Origin of the sequence: Viridibacillus soli, assembly GCF_016612995.1 — a bacterium.
GTDB lineage: Bacteria > Bacillota > Bacilli > Bacillales_A > Planococcaceae > Viridibacillus > Viridibacillus soli.
Genome location: NZ_JAEOAH010000004.1, coordinates 222,619 through 237,257, shown reverse-complemented (window position 1 = coordinate 237,257; position 14,639 = coordinate 222,619). Strand labels below are relative to the sequence as shown.

Genomic DNA, 14,639 nt, shown 5'->3' with positions numbered 1-14,639 from the left:
ATCGTCCCCTAGAACGCACGCTCACTTTTATACATGTATTTCATAATACCACTCCAACTTTCACTATGTTCAAAGACTTCAAGATAATTATACCAGGTTTATGTAAATTATCCCCTAAAATGTTTGTTGAAGAGATGTAATAGATAATGGGTACTTCCAGCCATAGCTCTTTTATAAAAACTTATCCGGAAAGGAAATTGGAAGAAAATATTTTTAACTTCAAGCTCCTTGTTACGTATGTTCATTAATATAAATAGTAGCAATACTTGCGGCATTTATCATTCAGTGCATTAGAGCAGCAATAACTAAGTTTTATTTAAGAAATACGTAAAGTAATGGTTAAGATAATAAGCAGTATACTGTGATTCACCCCTCCTAAAAGAACGCTTGGCTTGAAAGTACTATTATGAATAAATATGAATATTAAATTCATGAAATTATTTCTTCTATTTACTTCTACCAATTAAGATGTTTTATTAGATTTAAGGAATTTAATAAGGATTTCATCTGTTTCTTTAGATGATTTACCTAATAAAGTACGTAAACTACTTTATTACAAATCATCGAACCTTATTCAAAATTCACACCCACATTCTTGGGTTATCTGATACCCTTTTCCTTCTCAAAATCCGTACCTCGATAGCCTTTATATTTGTATTAACCACTGTAGGACGGATAGGACGGATATATTCTCCCTCAACCATCACTATGTTAAGGAGATTCACTCTAATTATACCAATCATTTTTTAAACACCCCCTTTAATGTACATTTAACGTCATTTCTATAATGTTGTATTTTATTGTGGATTTATCCAATAAAAATCCAAATAAAAAAAGAACCAAATATGGCTCCTTAGCTATTCATATATTCTTTTTGTGGATTTTTATTAGAAGCTTCATCTATGCTATTTTCTTGTTCATAAACATATGTAACAAAATTTTTATATTGCTCATCAAATACATATTTACTTGCCCAACCGGTTAATTTCACAAGTATTTTGTAGAACCAGTTACTTGGGATTAAACTAGCTTCCACTTCTAACTTTGTTGAATTGCCGACTGGTGTTAATCGATACCGCGTAATACTAGTGCCTTCTTTCGTCTTAGTTTTCATTGTTGCGCGATAAGGTGGCTTGTATTCGATCAATTCAGCCTCAAAAGAATAGACCTTTTTATCGATTTTTTGGACAGTTGTAACTATGGATCCTTCACCTATATCGTCCTCAGAACCTTCATAAATATTTTCTACAATCATTGAATTCCATTTGAGTACATGTTCATCTTTATTTAGATAATCAAATAGATCTTTTATAGGAACTTCAATTATTTCTTCAAATCTATATACGCCTAATTCCTTCATTGTTTGACTTAACCTCCATGAATTACCAATTACCTCTCATTATACCAAATTACTTTATAAATACGAGAGATAATTTATAAATTACCTTAGAGGTACTACCTTTACTATTGAGCTCACACTAGGTGTCTTTCCTATGCTTATAATATTGGTATTCAAATTGTTTTATTCTCTTTTCTAATTTTTTATTTTTCTCCATTATTAGCATGACCTGTATGATCTGTGAAGCAAAAATAATCACTATTCCACCTGTTAAAAGTGCTAGCCTTTTCATCGATTTTCCCCTTTCTTTTTTTCCATACATAAATACGAATTTACTGCTGCTCTAACCACTCGCTTATTCTCTGCTTTTGAAAAAAGATATGGCCATTCAGTTCAATATACGGAACCTCTGGATGTTCAAAAACAAAATTACTCGTCGCTTCTTTTGGCACGTTCAGAAATACGTGTAATTCCTTTGCAGCAATCAGTTCAACTTCTTCACCTTCATCAAGTATGTCTAGTAAACTTTTTGCATTAGGGTTGCCAAAGTTTTTCAAGCCATCTCCTATTAAATAACCGGCCGCAACAATGCTTAAGCTAAGCCATATAAAATCATATGTCATCCTTAAAACTCCTTTAAAACCGCTAGCAGACTAGGCTGCTAACGGCGTCTTTAGTAGATTTATTTCACTAACTTCATATCTTTTGTCATTTTCAAGATATCCTTTATCTTCAAATCTGGATTGATAGGTAAAATTGAGTAGTTATAACCTTTTTCTGACCATGATATAACTCGGAACGATTTCTCTTCCATGACTAAGCCTTTTTGACCACGTATTTTCGTTTGTTTTTCTCCTGGTAACGATCCTACATCTTCAACTTTTTCTTTCGGTGTTGGGAATACAGAAAGCGAGAAGGATAAAACGCCATCTTTTTCATAGTTAATCGTTAATTCTTTATGATCTACAACATCCATTACTTCAACATTCGCTATCTTTAACGAATCTTTCTCTGGAAAATATAGAAATGCTTTTTTAAATACATTTGGCATTTCCTTAGTTGTTACTGTTTTCGCCTTCTTTGAACTATCAATTTTCTCTATTTCAGCATCCTTTGGTAGTTCAATTGTAAATATGCTATCTGGAATTTTCGCATCAAAATCTAATTTTGTGTATTCAATTTCGGAACCACCACTTACACCTGACATGCTGTATTTAAGCGCCATCCAGTTTTCTTTATCGACCCATATTTCTTGGTTACCGAAAAGTGTTTTTTCATCTTTTTCTTTGGCCACTAGGTGATACGTATCACGGCCTAGTATTTTTTCTTCTCCTTTAAGTGAAATCTCATGCGTATCTTTTACCATTTTCAGCATTGCTTCTGCTTGTGCTTTTGGTGAAAATTGTGTGCCATCCTTTAACTCATCTGTTATAGGAATAACAATACCTTTATTTTGCGCTTGATTATAGCTCGTTATATTTTTTCCATCATTTACAGAAATCGATTGCTGTTTGGCCTCTTCATCCCACATTTCTATACGGCGTTTACCATCTTTTCCATTCCATTCTTTAACGTGCATTTTTTCTTTCGACAAGGTCATATCATATTCGCCATAGTATGTGCCTATTGGTTTTGAATCTTTTAATGTATTTTGAATAACCTGTTCTGGTGAAAAATCACTTCCCTCTGTTGAGCAACCTACTAATGCAACTGTCATAATGCCTACTAAACTAAGACTTTTCATAATTTTCTTCATTATTATCACCTGTTCTTTCTATTTTTTGTAGTTTACAAATTACACATGTACCTATTGTTTTATGCGACAACATTTGCACTGTGCCACCATGTTTTTCAATTATACTTTTTGTAATACTTAGTCCGAGCCCTGTACCACTTTCACCCTTTTTACTGCGAGCAGTATCTGCTTGATATAAAGGCTTAAATACATGAGAGAGCTGTTCTTTTTCTAGCCCTGCTCCACTATTTTGTACAATTAATAGAGGACCTTCTAGCTGTAACTCTTGTGTGACAAATGGGAAAACCCACTTTGGCAAGTTTTCAGATGACACCATCGCAAGCCATATCGATCCTTCTATTGGCGTATGCATAATAGCATTGCTCATCAAATTATCTGTTACACGCATAAGTTGTTTCGGATTGACATTGAAAATGCCATCCACATTACTATTTACTTCTAGCGTAATTTTTTTCTCATAGCATAATGGCTCATAATCAGATAGCAGCATGTCAAAGAATTCACTGCCTTCTGCTTGAACAAATTCCATCTCGTAGGTGGGCGATTGTAATAAAGTATACATGAGTAAATCATCTAACATTTGCTGCATATAATTGGCTTTGTTAATGATCACTTCACGATATTCCTCACGCTCGTCTTCATGCAAATTACGGTCAGCTGATAATGATTCTGCATATGCACGAATGGATGTTAAAGGCGTTTTTAAATCATGCGAAATAGCCGCAACCATAAATTCCTTATCCTGCTGTTCTTGCGCTATCTTTTCCCTTGCTACTTCAATCTGCTCCCGCATGCTATAAAAGCTTTCTGTTAATTCACCAATTTCATCTTTTGAAGTCTGGATTTCTTCAACTTTCCCCCTACTTCCATAGGCTGTCATTTGCTTCATCAATTGAGCAAGTCGTTTATTTAACTTACGATTGATTAGTATTGTGACACAAAGGAAAGTAAAGACGAAAATACCAATAAATATTGCAATGACAAGTACTGTACGATTATTTACCCCATCTACCCATTTTTCTCTCGCTAAGGTGACTTCGAAAAAACCGACTAATTTATTGTCTGAAAAGACGGGCTCCCTGTATGAATAACTTCGATAGTCATTTTCAAATTGAAATAGGTTTTTGTACAATGATTCCTTTGATAATACATAATCATTTGTATAAGCGAGTGGATTTGAATTGTACAACGCAAGTCCATCTGGTCGATACAAAACAATAGCTGTTTTTAAATCGGTTAACTCCTCAACTTGTGGTCGTTCAATACCAGGCTCATACAGCATAGGTTCTTTTAATACAATTGAGATTTGTTGTAGTTCCGCCCACTTTTCAAAATACTCTTCTACATTACGATCGTCATGATAGGCATTTATCCATGCAAAAAGCGCATATGCTGCCGCTAAAGGGAGGCTCATGACGATAAAATAGGACAGCAGTAACCACGTTTTCAGTTTCATAATCGTTCACCGATGAAACGATAGCCTTTACCCCATACTGTTTGGATAAAATGTGGTGTTTTGACCGGATCATTCAACTTTTCACGTAAGCCTTTAACGTGAACAGTAACAGTTTGTAAGCCTTCCGCATCTGCTTGCTGCCATACATGTTGATACAGTTCACTTTTTGAAAATACGCGTTGTGGATTTTGCACCATGACATTGAATAAAGCGAATTCCTTTTGCGTTAGATAAATTTCTTCGTTTTGAAGGAATATCTGCTCATTATTTAGGTCGACTGTTAAACCGTTTGTAAATGTTGTTTTATGATCCACATCCGGTACGCCTTGATAGCGCCTCCAGCGGCGTAGTTGAGATTCTACTCTCGCCTTTAATTCAGCCAAACTAAAAGGCTTTGCTAAATAATCATCCGCTCCTAAATGTAAGCCTTCCACTTTATCTTCATCCTCTTTACGCGCGCTAATGATGATGATCGGTACATCACTTTTCCAGCGAATGTTTTGACAAAGTGTTAGTCCGTCCATTTCAGGGAGCATTAAATCCACTAAAACCAGATCGTAAGGATGGCTTTGAAAGTCTTCCCACCCCTCTAACCCTGTCGTTGCCCAAGTAACGCCATATCCCTCACGCAAAAATGTATCGCGTACAACACGTGCAATTTCTATATCATCTTCCACAAGTAATAACTGCCATTTCATGCAATATTCCTCCCACAAACAATGTATCATAGTCAATTTCTCTATTTTAAAACTTAATAAATTCTTTATAATTACAAAAAACTACTATTTCCATTTTAAAGTGAATCTGTCCACATTACAGTAGAATATGAAAATTATTTTCGTTAACAAAAAAAATTCATTTCGGCACTATAGTTGCCCAAATGAATTTCGTATTTACAATCTGTCAATTCACTTTTTTTTGCCCTCATTCGAAAGCCGCTACTTCATTAATTATGATGTAAACCTCGCTAACTTATTGGTTGAAGGAAAGAAAGTATTTCTTTCCTTCTCAACGCCATCTTGTTTAGAAAGGTATTTTATAGTAATTACTACTTCCTCATGTTTGAACAACATTTTTTGTAAAAACACTAATAGTCATCCCAATAACAAGTACTGTGATAATAGAGAGAAAAAGAGTGTCAAAGGATAATATGAAACCTCCAAATAAGATAACAATTGAATCAATGAAGAGAATAAGACTGCCAACATTTATACCTGTTTTATCACTTATGAACTGGGCTATAAGATCAGTACCGCCTGTACTTGTCTTAAAACGTAACATTAGCCCATCGCCAAGACCTATAAGGATTCCCCCTAAAATCGAGCTGTAGACTGCATCAATATGAACTACGAAGTCAACAGATTCTAAAATATCAATAAAAAAAGAAGAAACAATCAAACCATGTAAACTATTATAGAAATAATCTCTGTAGTGCAACCAAGCAATAATAAAAATGGGGATACTTAAAAGTATAATTATGAATCCGACCTTTAGTCCCCATAAATAATTCGAAATTAATCCTAAACCTATAATACCTCCATCCAATACTTCGTATGGTGCTAAAAATAAATTTATACCTAAAGATACTAAAATACTGCCAGCAATCACTATCATACTTTTTTTCAAAAAATACATATAGCTTTACCTCCAAAAATTCCACATGTAGATACCCTATGCAATCATCTATTGGAAAATGTAAAGCTGAAAGCATCAGTAATCTTGTATAATTACTACTAAAGTAATGCTCAGAGTACATTACACTACTGCTCCGTCACATTTTCAATAATATTACCTAATCTTCAAATGGTGAATTTTACAGTATAAGGCTATTTGAAAAATCTATTGTAGGGAAAGTTATTCATCTTAATGACAAACTTTAAATCCTCTAATATTACTAAAGTGTATTTCTCTTTGTTCTAATATTCGGTTAGAAGTATTTTTAATTTAATGTTGTAGTAAAACAGTGTGTGATTCTGTATTTTACTACATACAAAAAATCCATTTCGGTATAAATTACACCCAAATGGATTCTTTTTTCTGTATTTTGTATTTAGTTTTTATAATAAATTTGACTATTTTTGTACTTCATAATGAACATATTGAATTTCAAAAGCAGGTTCAATAAGTTAAATTCCTACTATTATAACAAACAGTAATGTACAGTAAATGACCATTTCTCAAACTTTTATAACAATCCTGCTTCCTCTAAAAATTCGCGTGCTACTTCTGATGCTTTTTTACCTTCTACGTTTACTTGATAATTCATCTCACGCATTTCATCATCAGTTATTTGATCTGTTAGTTTATTCAAAGCTTGCTCTATTTCAGGATACTTTTTAATTGTTTCTTTTCTTAATAACGGTGCACCTTGGTAGGGAGGAAATAAGTGCTTGTCATCTTCTAAAACGATTAAATTGTATTGTCGTATCTCACTGTCAGTTGAATATGCATCTAATAAATCGATATCTCTTGTATTTATGGCCTGATATCTAAGTTTCGGTTCCATCGTAGTAATTTTAGAAATAGTAGTTCCATAACGTTTTTGAATACCACGATACCCATCTTCACGATCATTAAACTCCATTGTAAATCCTGCTTTTATTTTTTCTTGAATAGCCTTTATATCTGAAATACTTTTCAACTGGTATGTTTTTGCTGCTTCTTCTGAAACAGCCAATGCGTAAGTATTGTTATACTTCATAGGGCTGAGCATTACCATGTCAAAATTTCTCTGCATTCCTTCTTTTGCTTGTTTATATACATCTTCTTGATTATTATTTATAGCCTCTTCTTTCAAAAACTCAGAAATTGCTGTACCCGTAAATTCTGGATAAATATCAATATCACCAGATTTTAGTGCATTAAATACAAAAGAAGTCCAACCAAGACCAGGCTTTAATTGAACATTTAAATCAGTGTCATTTTCAATTAGTAATTTATACATATTGATAAGAATTTCGGGTTCTGGTCCACGTTTCCCTGCAATAATTATGTCTTCTTTTTCATTGATGTTTATTAATGGAACAAAAATTATTAGTAACGCTGCAACACTAATCGTACTTAATGCAATTACTGTTTTTTGGAAGGAAAGGGATTCAAGTTTTTTAAGTAAAAAATCAAATACTAACGCTAATAATGCAGCCGGTGCCGCTCCTAAAAGGATCAGAGATGTATTATTCCTGTCAATACCTAGTAAAATAATATCTCCTAATCCCCCAGCACCAATCAGTGCCGCTAATGTAGCTGTACCAACTATCAATACCATGGCTGTCCTGATCCCCGCCATAATAACAGGCATAGCAAGAGGAATCTCCACTTTCACCAATCTCTTTCGAGTATTCATCCCCATAGCCATAGCTGCTTCTTTCAAGGATGGATCCACCTCATTTATGCCTGTGTATGTATTTCGTAAAATGGGCAAAAGAGCATAAACTACTAATGCTATTATTGCAGGCATCTTACCTATCCCAAATAATGGAATTAAAAAACCAAGCAACGCTAATGAAGGAATCGTTTGTAAAATAGCACTAATCCCTATAATACTTTCCGCTATTTTTTTCTTATTAGTTAAATAGATTCCTATTGGTATTGCAATAACTACTGCAAAAAAGAGAGCAATAAATGAAATCTGAATATGTTCTAGTAAAGAGGCTAACAGCTGTCCTTTGCGTTCGTTAAAAACATCTACTAAATTTGTCATATGGTTAACCTCTTTCTAAAGAATCTTTTGCTAAATACTTAATAATCGATTCTCTCGTAATAATACCTATAATTTCACCGTCACGATCTACTGATAAACATTCATGATGTACCAACTTATTAAGGATTACTCGTAGTGAATCATTTACTGAAACTTTGTGTAAAACTTGCAAATAGCCATCTTCTTTTGAGATTGGCTGGATAATACTCTGTATATTGAACGTATCCGAAATATCCCCAGTCAGTCCAATAAATTCTCTAACAAAATCATTTACTGGATTTTGCATAATTTCTTGAGGTGTACCGAGCTGTACTATTTCTCCATCCTTCATCACACATATCCTGTCTCCTAGTTTTAGTGCTTCTTGCATATCGTGCGAAACGAAGACAATCGTTTTTTTGATTGTTCGTTGAAGGGTAAGAAGGTCATCTTGTAATTTGGTACGGCTAAGGGGATCCAAAGCACTGAACGGCTCATCCATTAGAATGATTTCAGGATCTGCTGCTAATGCACGAACAACACCCACTCTTTGTTGTTCTCCACCGGAAAGTTCTGCTGGTTTTCGATGACTATACTTTTCTGCTTCAAGTCCAACCATATTTAGTAAATCATGAACTCGACACTGAATCTGTTTCTTACTCCATTTTTTTAATTCTGGAACAATAGCAACATTCTCTTCAATCGTCATATGTGGAAAAAGTGCAATTTGTTGTAGGACATAGCCAATATTCCAACGTAACTCATGTATGTCATAATCACTTATTCGTTTTCCTTCAATTCTTATAGTTCCTTCAGTCAAATGAATTAATCGATTTATCATTTTCAGTAAAGTTGTTTTCCCACACCCACTTGGACCTATAATGACAAAGAATTCTCCCTTCTTTATTTCCAAATTGAGATAGTTTACTGCGGATTGGTTATTATCATACTTTTTAGATACATTCTCAAATACGATCATTTAATTACCTCGCTTTAATTCTATAATAATCTTTAACTGGACTTACTGATTTACATCAGTTAATTGTTGTTCTATTTTCATTCTTTATTGTAATTCATCTTTTTTTGCATCTCATATGTTAAATATTTTGCTTAAGATAAACAAAAATCACTAATCTTATACGTATTTTAAAATCTTTAAAGCTTTTATTTTCTTATTTTTCCCCCATCTAATTATTTAATTCTGTATTATATTCGTATATGATTGCCTCATTTGAATCTTCTTTCAACCTTTTAAGAAAAATATTTCTATATCAAATATTGATAACCTCTTATTTCATTTGATATTTTCCTTGCATCTTTCATTTAATAGGCGTATAATTCATATTTAGGTGCCAAACCTACGTAATGATTGTTTTCGAACTTTCATTACAAACTAAGATTCCATAACGACTCGGATTGTCGGGAATCTTTTTCTTTTTTCTAGCAGGCAGATGAGCGCCTGCTTTTTTTTATGTCTTTTTTAAGTGATCCTCTATTATTATGCTTATTTCTCAGTAAAATAATGTTTTCTAATTTTAACTTTCAAAACATTAAAGTCACATCACTTATTTGTAGCAGGGACTTTTAAACCTCTGTCATTGTGATTGGATTTAGTTAATATAGCTTATTGAAAATGACAATAAAATTGTTATATTCTTCTTACAACAACGCCCCAACAATTTTTCTATTATACACTATAATATCCATTAAATAATTTATACTGTTCGCAAGAAATCTGTATGAAATCTTCTAAATAAGAGAAAATATATTTATCCTTATGCCACGCAAGCTCAGTAAATACAGTCTCCATTATAATAGTGGTTTGTAATTCTATTAATAGTCCTTTTTCTAACTCTTTTTCAACTGTCATTTTTGGCAACAATGTAATACCTAATCCAGCAATCACGCACTGCTTTATCGCTTCAATACTAGAAAATTCTATTATTTGTTTTGGATGAATACCTTCTGAATGACATTGATATTCAAATTGATTTCGATAAGAGCATCCTTCTTCCGTTAATAATATTGTTTCCTTAGCAACGTTCTGTAAAGTTAAAGTCTTATTATGCGTTAAATGATGAGTTGGTGCCACTACAAATACTAAATTTTCTTCGATTAATTCCTCTTTACATAGCATTGGTGTTTCTTTATGTGTATCCGTTATAAAAGCCAAATCCAGATTACCAGACTGCAATAAATCCTTGGCAACTTCAATTGTATGAACAGGCTTAAATACTATTTTCACCCTCGGATGACGATTTTTAAACAATTGCAAAATTTTTGGTAAACGATAAGTACATTGACTTTCCTGTGCACCGATCGTTAAAGTCACATTCGATTCATCTTGATTGGATAATGCCTTTCTCATTGTTTCCTCAAGATCTACCATCTTTTGTGCATATTGTTCTATTTGCTTACCGTCCTCTGTTAAATAAATTCGTTTTCCTAAACGCTCAAATAAAGGTATTCCTAATTCTCCCTCTAAAGACTTGATTTGAGCTGTAATACTAGACTGTGCGTAATCCAATATTTCTGCTGTTTGCGTAAAACTTAATGTTTTAGCAGCTGTTAAAAATGTATGTAAATGCTTAATATCCATATGCCACACTCCTAAATCGGTTTTAGCGATTAATATGATCGAAACATTCATCTTTATTAATAACGACTTTAAGTTTAAGCTTTTTATATACGAAAGTATAGAGAGGAATGACATATATGAACATTACAACATTTATCGGCAGTTCTAGAGAAGAAAGCAACAGTGAACTACTGTCAGATTTGGTGACAAAGGATATAAAACATCACAAAATTGATTTAAAAAACTTATCCATTCAACCAATTCATGATTTACGTCATGCTGAAGGTGGCTTTCAATTAGTAGACGATGATTATGACAAAATTATTAGCGCTTTCTTAGAAAGTGACCTAATTATCTTTTCTACTCCGATTTATTGGTACAGCATGTCAGGTATTATGAAAACCATGATTGATCGACTAAGCCATGCAATACGAGATGAACGATTTCCACAGTTTAAAGAACACTTAAAATCCGTTAATGCCATTGTAATTGCTGTCGGTGGAGATGAACCAAAAATAAAAGGACTACCTCTTATTCAGCAATTCCAATATACTTTTGACTTCTTAAATATGCGTTTTTCATCTTATATTATAGGTGAAGGTAATAAACCCGGTGATATTTTACAAGATCAACAAGCGGTATCTCAAGCTAACTTACTAAATAAACAATTAAAGAATTTAAAATAATTGTAAGTGACGCTTTTTGGTTTTGAATGGCCTTACTTACAACTAACGGTCCATTATTTCCATGATCTATGCGCTCATTTTTATTCATCTACAATTACTTCACTATCATTAATAACAGCATCCATCTAATACAAAATAAGTATTTCCTGGAAAATAAAAGCGCTCATTAAATGATCCTAATGAGCGCTTTTTTTACATTTCATTTTATTTAGAGAAGATTTCTTCGATTTGATCGAGCATTAAGTCAGTAGCTAATAACGATTTTACCCAATCTTCGGTGCCCCTATGGTAAAGGAAGAGAAATAACGAATCATTAATAGACAAAAGGATGATACACAGTGTGCGCTGTTATCGTCCTTTTCCTTTCTAACGGTTTCTATACTCCACTAACCAGCAATCTCTTAGCTTTCCTTCATGCAGTTCTCGTTTTGGCAAATATTTCACCTTCTGAAAGCCACATTTTTCATAGCAATGAATCGCTCTTTCATTCCATACTTGAGGATCCATCACGATAATATCAGCTTGTTTTTCTTCTATTAAATAGTACCTCATAGCTACTATGAGCTTTGTGCCAATTCCTTGGCCCCAGTAGGATGACTCACCGATAAATTGATCCAATCCATATATTATTTCAGTGTCATCACAGTAATCAAATGCTATTCTACTGTCTTTTTCTAGAGGGTAAAATTGTATGTAACCAATGCTGATGCCATCATATTCAATAATACATCGCGTCTCTACATCATTTTCTTTATAAAATACCTTATTTACTTTTTCTAAATTAAAAGGATTATCTCTTCCCTCATAATATGCTAAAATAGTTGTATCTGAAAGCCATTTTGCAAGAAGTATATCATCTTCTCGCTCAAGTTTTCGAATAGTTAATAGACCCTGTTGTACTATCATTACTCTTCCCTCCATATTTCTTCAGATTATTTTGCTGAATTTGCCAATGGATATCTAACAAAGCTACACATTCGTTCTAACTTTTAACACTTTTTTTAATGGTTTGATTTTGATTGAACTGAGCACAATAATTACATCATTACAACTGTTAAACCACCACTTAAGTTACAATCATATATTAAAATTGTAACGGTTGTAACAATCTTATAACAAATCCTTTGTTTTGTAGAGATATCCAGCACCTTCATGATTAAATTGAAATAGTTAATGTTGTATGACACAGGAAATTAGAATTGTATAGATATTATTTTTCTATTTTATCCCAACAAAATAGAAACAACTGATACAAATTAAATTTTCTATTCAATATCGATATTAATAAAAGTCGTTATGAAAATGGCTTTTAAACGTACAAAGGAGATTAGCATGTCTAATAACAAGATCTTATTTACACAAGAGGAACAAAATACCCACAAGAATAATAAAAATAAGGATGTCAGTACTCAAATTGCCCACGACATTTTAACGCAAAAGAGGTCTGTACCTAGTAGGTCTAATTATGTTGACGTTGCTAAACTACTAAAACGAGAAAATAAAGTTAACCAAGCTACAAAGTTATTGCAAGAAGGTGCAAATATACATTCAATGAGCCTGTCTATTCATGCTGAATTGATGAAGATTTATATTCGCAAAAAAAACTTAAAGGCTATTGCAATGCATTTACCACGAACGGTTAAAAACATACCACGCAGGAAAGAATCTACTCTTTACTACAAGCTATATAAGTATTTAGTATGTAAAAGACATTATGTTGAAGCAGATGAAATACTCCAACTTGTTATAAAGAAAGACCCCACAAATGAAATGCTACGATTTGAATTCACACAGCTAGCATTAGCTGAGAAGAATTGGCCAAAAGCCATCCAAAGAATAGAGGAACTTGTGCAATTTTTAGGTGAAGAGGTACCTGCTTCGGTGCTTGTTGACTTAAGTATTGCCTATCAAATTGTAGGTGATCATTCAAAAGCTGAATTACTATTCGCTGAATGTTTGACGAAATACAAAGAGGAAATACCTAATCTATTTGATAATGGTTATCGAAAAGTCGTTTTATTTGATAATGGTGAAAGCAGAATTGAATTCTATAAATATATAGAACCTACAAAAACTGTATTCGCCACATTTGATGCTATTGATAAAACATGGGAAAGAACACCTTTTGCATTCAATTTATTGAAGAGAAAACAAGTTGATCTAATTTCATTAAGACGCAGAACTACGAAAAATTATCACCAAGATTTATCACGTGAAGAATATTATGATACCGTTGCCAAACTTGCTACTGGCTATGACAAAAAATTCTCTTACGGCACAAGCCTTGGTGGGTATGGGGCTTTGTATTTTGGCTCGACAATTGATTGTAATATCCTAGCACTTAGCCCAAGGAACTCTGCTCATCCAAATCACGGCTCTAAAATGAGAGCGTATACTGAGTTCACACATGGGCTTGAACATCCTTATAATCCTGGGATTTCTCCCACGATTATGTACGATCCTAAGGATCCTATTGATAGTAAATACATGAAAAAAGTAATTCAGAAAGCTTATCCTAATGCGAAATTCATTTACTTCCCTTATGCTGGTCACCGTATTTCTATTTACTTATCACAAGTAGGTATTTTAAAGGATATCGTTAGTAAATTTATGGCGGAGGAAGAAATCCCTAATTACGAACGAGTGTTACGTTCAAAATCAACAGAATATCATCGGATATTAGCTATCCATTGCGCTAGAACAAAGAAAAAGAATTGGGCACTCCAGTTAACGGAGCAATCGATTCAGTTATCACCAACCTATGACCGACCGCGATTATTAAAGGTTGAACTATTACGAGATCTAAACCGAATAGACGAAGCATTTGAAGCTGCATACGCGGGACTAGAGCTCTTCCCTCGATACACAAGAATGCATTTACTATTAATCAGTCTTTTAGAACAGCAAGATCGATTACCTGAAGCAATTGAAGCTGTCGATCATGCACTCCAATCCAGCAAGTCTGCGAAACTGAAAGAGAAAAGAGAAGAACTATTAGCAAAAGCAGAAACTCTTGCGACTATCTAACAACCTTTATAAACAACATCGTAGTTCATTTAACTGCGATGTTGTTTTTCTTTTGCACTTTTGTAGGTGATTCGTGTTTAAACTAAAAAAGAGTAGCTATTCTATATTGTCAATAGAA

At 33.3% G+C, this 14,639-nt stretch carries 13 protein-coding genes; 2 read left to right on the top strand and 11 right to left on the bottom strand.

All coding sequences use genetic code 11. The features are described from left to right. Window positions 1-853: 853 nt before the first annotated feature. From JFL43_RS04995 to JFL43_RS04950, 10 genes are all read right to left on the bottom strand, one after another. A complete protein-coding gene (locus JFL43_RS04995; RefSeq protein ID WP_200748186.1) occupies window positions 854-1,360 on the bottom strand; it encodes an SRPBCC family protein in 507 nt (168 codons plus the stop codon). Window positions 1,361-1,478: 118 nt separating this feature from the next. After that, entirely contained in the window at window positions 1,479-1,631 is a 153-nt protein-coding gene (locus JFL43_RS04990) for a hypothetical protein (protein ID WP_200748185.1), read from the bottom strand. 40 nt (window positions 1,632-1,671) lie between these two features. Then, window positions 1,672-1,962, bottom strand: a complete 291-nt coding sequence (locus JFL43_RS04985) for a DNA-binding protein (protein ID WP_100797762.1) — start codon at window positions 1,960-1,962, stop codon at window positions 1,672-1,674. 59 nt (window positions 1,963-2,021) lie between these two features. Next, window positions 2,022-3,095 (bottom strand): LolA family protein, encoded by a 1,074-nt coding sequence (locus JFL43_RS04980; RefSeq protein ID WP_200748184.1) that lies wholly within the window; start codon window positions 3,093-3,095, stop codon window positions 2,022-2,024. After that, window positions 3,070-4,551, bottom strand: coding sequence for a sensor histidine kinase (locus JFL43_RS04975; protein WP_200748183.1), 1,482 nt, complete (start codon window positions 4,549-4,551; stop codon window positions 3,070-3,072). Before JFL43_RS04975 ends, JFL43_RS04980 begins: the two co-directional genes overlap by 26 nt. Next, complete coding sequence (locus JFL43_RS04970; RefSeq protein WP_200748182.1) at window positions 4,548-5,249, bottom strand: response regulator transcription factor; 702 nt, start codon at window positions 5,247-5,249, stop codon at window positions 4,548-4,550. Before JFL43_RS04970 ends, JFL43_RS04975 begins: the two co-directional genes overlap by 4 nt. Before the next feature lie 358 nt (window positions 5,250-5,607). Then, window positions 5,608-6,186 (bottom strand): YitT family protein, encoded by a 579-nt coding sequence (locus JFL43_RS04965; RefSeq protein WP_200748181.1) that lies wholly within the window; start codon window positions 6,184-6,186, stop codon window positions 5,608-5,610. Window positions 6,187-6,736: 550 nt separating this feature from the next. After that, window positions 6,737-8,251 carry an ABC transporter permease/substrate-binding protein gene (locus JFL43_RS04960; RefSeq protein WP_200748180.1) on the bottom strand — a complete coding sequence of 505 codons (1,515 nt, stop codon included), beginning with the start codon at window positions 8,249-8,251 and terminating at the stop codon, window positions 6,737-6,739. A gap of 4 nt (window positions 8,252-8,255) precedes the next feature. Further along, on the bottom strand, window positions 8,256-9,209 hold the full coding sequence (locus JFL43_RS04955) for an ABC transporter ATP-binding protein (protein WP_200748179.1): 954 nt from the start codon (window positions 9,207-9,209) through the stop codon (window positions 8,256-8,258). A 708-nt stretch (window positions 9,210-9,917) separates the two neighbouring features. Continuing rightward, window positions 9,918-10,829: a LysR family transcriptional regulator gene (locus tag JFL43_RS04950; protein ID WP_200748178.1), complete on the bottom strand. Its 912-nt coding sequence runs from the start codon at window positions 10,827-10,829 to the stop codon at window positions 9,918-9,920. Window positions 10,830-10,945: 116 nt separating this feature from the next. On the opposite strand from JFL43_RS04950, the gene JFL43_RS04945 reads away from it, so the two are divergent. Next, window positions 10,946-11,494, top strand: a complete 549-nt coding sequence (locus JFL43_RS04945) for a flavodoxin family protein (RefSeq protein WP_100797770.1) — start codon at window positions 10,946-10,948, stop codon at window positions 11,492-11,494. Between the two features lie 366 nt (window positions 11,495-11,860). Here JFL43_RS04945 and JFL43_RS04940 read toward each other — a convergent pair whose 3' ends face one another. Next, on the bottom strand, window positions 11,861-12,400 hold the full coding sequence (locus tag JFL43_RS04940) for a GNAT family N-acetyltransferase (protein ID WP_200748177.1): 540 nt from the start codon (window positions 12,398-12,400) through the stop codon (window positions 11,861-11,863). 426 nt (window positions 12,401-12,826) lie between these two features. On the opposite strand from JFL43_RS04940, the gene JFL43_RS04935 reads away from it, so the two are divergent. Next, window positions 12,827-14,521, top strand: a complete 1,695-nt coding sequence (locus JFL43_RS04935; RefSeq protein WP_200748176.1) for a tetratricopeptide repeat protein — start codon at window positions 12,827-12,829, stop codon at window positions 14,519-14,521. Window positions 14,522-14,639 lie beyond the last annotated feature (118 nt).

Excerpts from the sequence above, each read along its gene's own strand:
- JFL43_RS04945 (WP_100797770.1), top strand. The coding sequence starts at position 10,946 with ATGAACATTACAACATTTATCGGCAGTTCTAGAGAAGAAAGCAACAGT.
- JFL43_RS04985 (WP_100797762.1), bottom strand. The coding sequence starts at position 1,962 with ATGACATATGATTTTATATGGCTTAGCTTAAGCATTGTTGCGGCCGGT.
- JFL43_RS04960 (WP_200748180.1), bottom strand. The coding sequence starts at position 8,251 with ATGACAAATTTAGTAGATGTTTTTAACGAACGCAAAGGACAGCTGTTA.
- JFL43_RS04980 (WP_200748184.1), bottom strand. The coding sequence starts at position 3,095 with ATGAAGAAAATTATGAAAAGTCTTAGTTTAGTAGGCATTATGACAGTT.
- JFL43_RS04970 (WP_200748182.1), bottom strand. The coding sequence starts at position 5,249 with ATGAAATGGCAGTTATTACTTGTGGAAGATGATATAGAAATTGCACGT.
- JFL43_RS04990 (WP_200748185.1), bottom strand. The coding sequence starts at position 1,631 with ATGAAAAGGCTAGCACTTTTAACAGGTGGAATAGTGATTATTTTTGCT.
- JFL43_RS04975 (WP_200748183.1), bottom strand. The coding sequence starts at position 4,551 with ATGAAACTGAAAACGTGGTTACTGCTGTCCTATTTTATCGTCATGAGC.
- JFL43_RS04995 (WP_200748186.1), bottom strand. The coding sequence starts at position 1,360 with ATGAAGGAATTAGGCGTATATAGATTTGAAGAAATAATTGAAGTTCCT.
- JFL43_RS04935 (WP_200748176.1), top strand. The coding sequence starts at position 12,827 with ATGTCTAATAACAAGATCTTATTTACACAAGAGGAACAAAATACCCAC.
- JFL43_RS04965 (WP_200748181.1), bottom strand. The coding sequence starts at position 6,186 with ATGTATTTTTTGAAAAAAAGTATGATAGTGATTGCTGGCAGTATTTTA.
- JFL43_RS04950 (WP_200748178.1), bottom strand. The coding sequence starts at position 10,829 with ATGGATATTAAGCATTTACATACATTTTTAACAGCTGCTAAAACATTA.
- JFL43_RS04940 (WP_200748177.1), bottom strand. The coding sequence starts at position 12,400 with ATGATAGTACAACAGGGTCTATTAACTATTCGAAAACTTGAGCGAGAA.
- JFL43_RS04955 (WP_200748179.1), bottom strand. The coding sequence starts at position 9,209 with ATGATCGTATTTGAGAATGTATCTAAAAAGTATGATAATAACCAATCC.